The following is a 7377-nucleotide window of genomic DNA, read 5'->3' as shown; positions in this document are numbered from 1 at the left end:
CTTCAATCGTACACGCCGCCGCTTTCTTAATGAACACATCACCTTGCCTCGCATTTTCAAACGCAAACTTAACTAACGCGACGGAATCACGAAGCGGCAGTAGAAACCTTGTCATCTTCGGATCTGTGATCGTGATTGGCCCCCCCTGACGGATCTGCCGAATAAAAAGCGGAATAACCGAACCACGTGAGTACATGACATTGCCGTAACGGACGCTACAGACGCGAGTAGCACTGGCGTCGTCGTCTAAACGGCGGGCAACGCTTTGCGCCACTTTTTCCATGACTGCTTTTGTCATTCCCATCGCGTTAACAGGATATACCGCCTTGTCCGTACCAAGACAGACAATGCAATCAACATGATGAGCAACCGCCGACTCAATCACGTTGTTACTGCCAACAATATTGGTTTCGACAGCTTGCATCGGAAAGAACTCGCAACTGGGAACCTGCTTGAGCGCAGCAGCATGAAACACCAGACCAACCCCCTCCATTGCGTGATCGACACTCTGACGCGACCGAACGTCCCCGATATAGAACTTCAGTCGCTTATCAGCAAACTGATTGCGCATTTCATCTTGCTTGCACTCATCGCGACTAAAAACACGCACCTCCTCATAACCAGCATGCAGAAGATCGACGGCCATGGTCTTTCCAAAAGACCCTGTTCCACCTGTAATAAGAACTGCTCTACCGATAGACGAAGCTACAGAAGCCATACCTAAACTCCAAAAACAGATAAGAGCAACGACGCCGGTCGCTAGATCGAAACGTCACGAATAAAAACAGGCAGCAAGAAAACATCGACAAAAATGCCGAACCCAACTTGCGAACCGACGAAATCGGCTCCCAGCCGCCAATCGGCGTCATACGTAATAAAAACCGTTTTCGCTCGCATCCGCATACGACGCGCACACTATAATCTGAACACTCTCAACAAGAATTATAAAACCAGCCATTTCCACAATTACTCCTGCACTCTGCATTCGCAAGCCCCACAAAAAACCAAACACTACTACCAGCGGAAAGAATACTATTCCCGACAATTCCCGGACTCATTCGCACGATCTAGCACTTCGACCAGAAAGCCACTAGCCGGCACTCAAATGTTCTATTTCGTGGAGGACAACAAGCCTCTCAACACAATGCTAGCACTACCTTAACCTGTGTTGAAAAATGTTTTCTGTACCACACTACCCTGCATTTGCTTTTTATATGCATCTACAAATTCACTATCCGAGAGCAACTCCGCGTACACGCCCCCATACCACTTCTTTTCACCACGATTCTCATCAATGATACGCACAGAACGCCCAAGAAACCCCTCGATAGTCCTCCCCCCCCCCTCTGAACGAAGGTGATCTACCGTCAGGAGCAGACACCGGTATCGCCCTTTTTCGAAGACAGCAAACCCTTGCGATTTATCGAATGCGATCTCGTCCAACCTGACCCCGACAAACCTACAAAACTCTTTTTGAAACCAACTATCAGCACTCTCATGCTCGAAAGACTGAAGAAAAACTTGCTTGAGCAAGGCGAGACCCTCGACTTTCTTGCTAGCCCTTCGTGTAGAAAAGTAATCCACGTACCAGAACGCAAGATCCTCAAAAAACATTGACAAATTTCGCGACCATGGCTCTCGAACCGGCACTATAATGTCGATTTTCTCACGGCGCCGTAAAAGCAATCGACGCACAAATCGATCCATCGGCAACCCAAGAAATCGATACGCAAGCGAAAAACGATATCGCAAACCACAAGGACACGGCACCATCCCATACAAATCATGCACATTTACAGCACCTTCAATTGAAGAAGCCAAAGCTGTAGAACCAACCTTACCAAACTGATAGATGAGCACTAACTGTTTGCAACTATAACGACGCAGAAAACCCTTGATCATTGGACACACCCTTACCTTACTCAATAGCTTGACAGCTCGCACATTGACTAGAATGATCGCGAGCCACGCTAGCCAGGAACTGAAACGTCATATCGGACGTTCTGGCCCACGAATAACCCGAGGCCGCTCTATTCGCGGCGACTGCGTTTTTCCGACACAACTCTGGCGAGACTAAATACGACTCGATAGCATCAGCAATACTACTTGCAGAACTTACATCACAGTACACTCCAGAATCACCAAGCACTTGTGGCATTGGCGAATAGGTTGATGCAACAATCGGTAGCGATGCAGCCATAGACTCCAACAAAATATTTGGCAGATTCTCGCACGAAGAAGCGAAGACTGACATATCAGCCTCGCGATAGACTTTCGGCAACTCGTCGAATGACACTTTCCCCACGTGGCGTACTATCTCTCTTCCTGCGTTTCCATTGGCTGCACGAATTCGAGAAAGCACATTTTCGTAGTAAGTTTCGTCATACACGCCCCCAACCAAGGACAACGACAACGACGGCCAACGCTCGGCCAGCCTACTCACCGCTTCGACCACTTCCAACTGATGCTTATAGCCATTGATTGTTGAGACGTAGACTATTCGATAATCGCCGTGTGGATTCGCTGCATCCTTGAAAGACGGCCGATCAACGAAAAAACACTTATCCACTCCATGAGGAATCTCCCGGTTACCAATGTCCGGGATGGGAAACTGAGATCGAATTAAATCTAGCGCGAAGCCTGTAAGAAAAATCCGCCCAGCTGCCTTGCTGAGCGATCGCCCCTGAAGAACCCGAAGAACCTCAAGACGCAACCTTGAACGCCCCCACCTAACTGATCGACGCTCTGAGTCCGCAAAAGGCTGCAAATTCTGAGACATGACGACGTTCGGAACTTTCGTCTTAAGGGCAATCCCTCCCGGAACAAATAATACTTGGCATCGCTTCTCCAGGTCACTTCGGAGCCTAAACGTTCTCCAAAAATAACGCTGCAACAATCCCCTCTCAAACTCAGGGACAGAAACAATCTCAAGCCATGGGCGCCTATCATATGCATCGTGGACCGAACAGGGTGCCCAGAGCACTACACGACCTACACCGTGCGACGATGGCCTAGCATGACGAAGCACTTCGGAAAGATGCTTAACACCGCCCCCTCCCCGTATATTTGACGCATCTATACCAATAGTCAACAAGCGTTCCATTTAAGTATACCCTAACCCGTTCATTCGATCCCCGGCATAGGACATCAACGTCGCTAGCGCATCCGAATCAAAATAGTTCACCCAATCCCCTGCTACACCTTTTCTCAAAAATGCGCCTTTGACTTCGACACCAGACCTCCGCCCAGATTGCTTTGCGAACGAATGCGCCTCAACAACACGCCTTACGCTCGCTTCCCTATCACCCGAAAAACAACTGAGGAACTCCAAGCTTAGCAATGCGTCAACAGGATTTTGCAAAACGTCCTCGTACTTTAAAACATCACAATCCTGGCAGGACCAATAATCGTAGAAATCACTCCAAGTGAACGCAGGTGAATAAGGATCCTCAAAACACCACCTGACGAATTTTTGCATATTTGATTTCACGTTGCCTGCATCAACAATTCCCGAACGTCGACGACAGCTGGCAACAAAACTAGGCTGAACGTGAGAATTACCAACAATAGAATGAAAGTACCACGACACCATGACATCCCTTGGATCTCTCCAAACCACAAGGGCGTTCTTAACAGGAAAACGAACTAGCACATGGCCGTGAAACAGCGAAGATCTGCTCGCCGGGAACCGATTTCTAGGAAAGTCAATCTGCAGTAGATCTGAGACCATCCCACTGATCCACGACCCCCCAGACTTCGGAAACTCAGCAACCTGCAATGAGCTCTGCCGATCACAACAGTAGCGAACAAAAAACTGCCGATATGCAGCTTCCGCCCTGATTATCCAACGCGACCGCTTTGAGTTCCCGGACATTTCATACACTCTAATTGCGAAAAAACGAACAACTAAACAAAGCGACCTAGGAGCGCCAAATCAGGACCACAGCCCGTTCATGCAGGCATCCGAGACAACGCCATCGCAAGATACATTTCATCGATCTCATAAGCAGACCGAGCAATCTCAAACGCCCCTGAATCAAGGCGAGTTGCCTCATCGCTCATACTTGGACTCTTGTTCAACTGCTTTACATCCGCAATCCCGGCTTGCCTCGCATCCGAAGCCAATTTCTCGGTGCGTATGAAATGAACCGGCAACTCTGTAGCGAATACTCCTTGAGCGAAATAATATTGCGGGCGAAAAAAATAATGCTCTTTAACCATGACGCGAAAATCACTGGAACAAACAAAACCACTCAAACTTTCATACCTACGAACAGGGCGCAAGGGCGCAAGACTGCTCGCCTGAGAGCGTTTGCGAGAATATTTAAATATCGACCTTAGCCGTGCGATAGGATCACGAATTGTCACGACCACTCGCTCTACAGAAACCTTTTTAGTGTCCAGATGCTGAGCAAATGTGAAATGCCCGGGATCCTTTTCATATCCCAGGGCCTTGGAGACGCTCATCCCTCCCGTTTTAGGAGCATGAACCAAAATGGTCGGCGAACGACATTGCGCATGCAGTTGCCGCAGATACCTATGGCGATACCGCGCCAAGTGCGCCCTGCAAGTGACCTTCAACGGGAGATTCTCCAAACCTAACAAAAGAAGACCTTTTTATACACGCGGTACATCAACAAATTTTTAGTTGAGTATGAGATTGCGATCGCCAAGCAAAACCCCACAGGACCGAAAAGAAAGGTCATCAAACAACACAAAACGACCGTAACAACCATTGTGCAAAGCGAAATTCTCTCAAGCATTTTTTCTTGATTAGCCATACTTAAAACCATACCTAACGGACCACACGCAAGGTTAATCGCATTCCCTAACAGCACAACCACCACAAGCGGAACTGACACCAACCCAGCGTTTACCCAATCCGCTAAAAACCAATCTATAAACGCCAAATTAATCAGCACAAGCAATACAGCCAAGCCGACACAAACCCTGCTAACGCTCCATACCAATAACTTTAATTGATCAATTTTCTTCTCGCCATACAACTGCGCCAATGGCGCAGCTATCAAAGGATTTACAATCGAAAGCACTAGCATAACTGGCGTTGCGAGACGCTCCGAAAGCCGAACCACCCCCAGCTCCTTGCCATCAAAGAAGAATCCAGCCAACAGAAAAAGCCCACCAAATGTACCATATGTAAGTAATTGAATAGCCAAAAACCGTGGACCGGCCGTTTGAATTTCCCGCGTAATCTTCCTTAACTCTTCGGCAGCGTGATCGCAACTCGATTTGCGAATACAGCGACTCTCGACCCACTGGACCATCAAAAGCGCCGACAGCGCAACAGCCCAATACACACAGATGTAAACCACCACAATTAACCAGAGCGGCACAAGACCAGCGAAAACTTCAAAGCGCGTGAGCGCTAGGATTGTTGACGCAGTCAACAAGGCTACAACACCTGGGGTCAGCATGAGCGAGACATCAACCAACGACTTACTCTTAAAATGCTCAGATGCCAACGCAAGCAAAACCGATGCGGGCACACACGCACCAAAAAACAAGCCGACGTAGGCACCGGAAACGCTACTAAACTGCAGATACCCCCAAAACGCTAACGCTCCTATACCTCCTAGCACCACACCACGACGAACCATGCAATTCCGAACAATGCCAAACACTAAATGAAGCGACACCAAGTCTTCCCGAAGTTGCATTCGACTTCCGGCCCGAAGATAGGCCACGCCCATTCCCCCACGGGCAAGAAGTCCCATAAAGGTCAACCCGCTCTGCAAAACAGTGAACAGGCCAAGACTCTCTATTGTCGCAAATTCCGTGATAGCAACCGCAAGCAGCAAACTACCTGACGCAGATGTGGCGCGGACAAAAAAAACCAATGCCAACCTCAAAAGCTTCAATATCGCTGAAGCGTTGCCGTCTCCCTTACCCAACAAAGAAGACACAGGCAACGACGGCGAAACTGCGCCATTTTCCGCTACAGGCCTAGCCATGCCCGGCAAGACCTCGAGATCGATTCGCAACTTTGGCGATAAAAATAAGCAAGAAACAGAAAGCGAACGCACCTACTATCATCTTGAAAGTAGTCTGGGAGTTAGTCCGAATAGCCCCTAGAAAAATTAAAACCACAACAGGGTAAAGCACTGAAGCCAGCCCAAACTCCCTCCTCCTGGAGTAAAGAAGCGACAAAACCAGACAAAGCAACGCGAAAACGAAGGGAGGGCCAATCCAGCCAAAATTGGCATAGGCTTCTGCGTCAACGGCAAAGTCCACTCCTGTGCTGCCTTGAAAGTAGTAGTGCTCTGGGAACCAAGTTGCAATCGAACGCTCCCTAGCCCCCAAGGGGTCGCCCGGCAAAAATGTTTGAAGGGATGTCAGATAACTGGCTCCAAAGAAATAATCATTCCGACGCGGAATCAAATCAACAACGTTCGTAAATACAGTCAAGCTTGCCGAAAATCGAGGCAGCCCCTTCGTAGTGACGTACTCGCTTACCGCACCAGAATCGAGCTCCTGCTGCTGGCTCGTTGTCGATCGATCCAACTGCACAAAATACAGCATAAAACAAGCGACCCCCAAGGCGAACACTCTAATGTGCAACAAGCGTCTACACCGATACATCGCAGCAACTAACACCGCAATCAATACAACATTCCTCTCCGACAAAAACCAACACCACACGATTTGACATAACAACATCGCAAGAACCCCCCTGACGCGACTCCTACCAAATTCCGCAACCTGAGCATCCAGAGAAATTGCGACCATAGAAGTGAGCATAGTCGACACCACCAGCAATCTATACACCGAGGCGGTTTCGTGCGACCTGCCATCGCGATGCTCTGCCTTATGGAATTCAAGCCCCCCAAACCGCAGCGCGTAAAGCATAATTGCGACGGAAAACACAACCATCAACAGAAAAGACAAGTCTCTACTGATGCATGCTATTTCTTGCCTTTTCTCACCGTTGACTCTTGTTTTCGATGGTCTTACAACGGCCGCTGAAACACCAGTAAAAGCAATTGACGACGCCGCAGCACAGGTAAGCACAGATGAAACATGGGCTTGAACAACACCAGAAGGCAAAACCCCGCTCTGCAAGAAATAGATCGACAACTGCGAGGTATATGACAACCAATAAACCAACAAAAACACCCTCGGGTCAAAAAGATCTCGCGTTTGCAAGATCCCAAAAATGGCAGGAAAAAGCGAGACAAGAGTAAACAGCAAGTATGATGATTCGATTGACGCCATAGGGAATCCAAGTATTTAAGACCGAACCAAAAAACAGGACACATTTTTTGGAACCAAATAACTAGATGACGTAAATCATGCGAAACTGGTCGACGCCAATTCTCGTTACAAATATTTTCGCGAACGGATCACATAGCGACACCA

General features: G+C 48.4%; 7 protein-coding genes. All 7 read right to left on the bottom strand.

The genetic code is table 11. The features are described 5' to 3' along the window. On the bottom strand, window positions 1–718 hold a 718-nt coding region (locus tag RSSM_RS19380), incomplete at its 3' end, for a polysaccharide biosynthesis protein (RefSeq protein WP_044303057.1). A gap of 440 nt (window positions 719–1158) precedes the next feature. After that, window positions 1159–1902: a putative capsular polysaccharide synthesis family protein gene (locus RSSM_RS31805; RefSeq protein WP_144059959.1), complete on the bottom strand. Its 744-nt coding sequence runs from the start codon at window positions 1900–1902 to the stop codon at window positions 1159–1161. Between the two features lie 16 nt (window positions 1903–1918). Continuing rightward, the gene (locus RSSM_RS19370) at window positions 1919–2779 is read right to left on the bottom strand and encodes a glycosyltransferase (protein ID WP_160168155.1); all 861 of its coding nucleotides are present in this window, start codon (window positions 2777–2779) and stop codon (window positions 1919–1921) included. A 324-nt stretch (window positions 2780–3103) separates the two neighbouring features. Then, a complete protein-coding gene (locus RSSM_RS32600) occupies window positions 3104–3730 on the bottom strand; it encodes a sulfotransferase domain-containing protein (protein ID WP_160168154.1) in 627 nt (208 codons plus the stop codon). A 221-nt stretch (window positions 3731–3951) separates the two neighbouring features. Further along, a complete protein-coding gene (locus RSSM_RS33265) occupies window positions 3952–4467 on the bottom strand; it encodes a hypothetical protein (protein ID WP_144059958.1) in 516 nt (171 codons plus the stop codon). Between the two features lie 131 nt (window positions 4468–4598). Then, a complete protein-coding gene (locus tag RSSM_RS19350) occupies window positions 4599–5981 on the bottom strand; it encodes a hypothetical protein (RefSeq protein ID WP_144059957.1) in 1383 nt (460 codons plus the stop codon). Next, window positions 5965–7209: an O-antigen polymerase gene (locus RSSM_RS19345; protein ID WP_160168153.1), complete on the bottom strand. Its 1245-nt coding sequence runs from the start codon at window positions 7207–7209 to the stop codon at window positions 5965–5967. The genes RSSM_RS19350 and RSSM_RS19345 overlap by 17 nt, the downstream gene beginning before the upstream one ends. Window positions 7210–7377: the final 168 nt, after the last annotated feature.

Origin of the sequence: Aporhodopirellula sallentina SM41 (assembly GCF_000346505.1) — a bacterium.
Classification (GTDB): Bacteria; Planctomycetota; Planctomycetia; order Pirellulales; family Pirellulaceae; genus Rhodopirellula; species Rhodopirellula sallentina.
The sequence above is the reverse complement of the archived record's forward strand: the minus strand, read 5'-3'. Positions and strand labels throughout refer to the sequence as shown.